The organism is Shewanella sp. BC20 (assembly GCF_003129585.1).
Lineage (GTDB): Bacteria > Pseudomonadota > Gammaproteobacteria > Enterobacterales > Shewanellaceae > Shewanella > Shewanella seohaensis.
In genome coordinates this window covers 1-517 of sequence record NZ_NHRI01000044.1, presented here as the reverse complement: position 1 = coordinate 517, position 517 = coordinate 1, and the positions used below count along the sequence as shown (strand labels likewise).

The following is a 517-nucleotide window of genomic DNA, read 5'->3' as shown; positions in this document are numbered from 1 at the left end:
TTTATTTTTAGCCCAAAACCACCTACTTCAGTAGGTGGTTATCATCATTTGAGGCTTTGCCTGTATACCTACCCATGTTAAATGCATCTTTGATTTTTAGCGAAGTCAAAAGAGGCAAATAACATGAGTAGATACGAGCAAGCATCGCATGTGTTCTGGCGATGTCAATATCATATAGTCTGGACACCAAAGTACCGCTTTCGGATATTGAAAGGTAATGTCGGAAAAGAGGTTTATCGATGCATTCAGGTTTATTGCCATCAAATGGGATGCATAGTCATGGAGCTAAATGTTCAAGTTGACCATGTTCATTTAGTGGTGAAGGTACCTCCGAAGATATCTATATCGAATTTAATGGGGGCGTTAAAAGGTAAGATAGCGTTGAAAATATTCAGTAAATTTCCTTACCTACGTAAGAATAAACTTTGGGGAAATCATTTTTGGCAGAGAGGATACTTCGTCGATTCGATTGGAATTAACGAGGAAATAATCCGTAGATACGTTAGGCATCAAGAGA

At 38.3% G+C, this 517-nt stretch carries 1 protein-coding gene; it reads left to right on the top strand.

Going from position 1 to position 517, the window contains the following annotated elements; all coding sequences use genetic code 11:
- Positions 1 to 123: 123 nt before the first annotated feature.
- Positions 124 to 517, top strand: a 394-nt coding sequence (gene tnpA, locus CBX96_RS21425; RefSeq protein ID WP_109287997.1) for an IS200/IS605-like element ISShes8 family transposase, incomplete at its 3' end; no start/stop codon positions are given.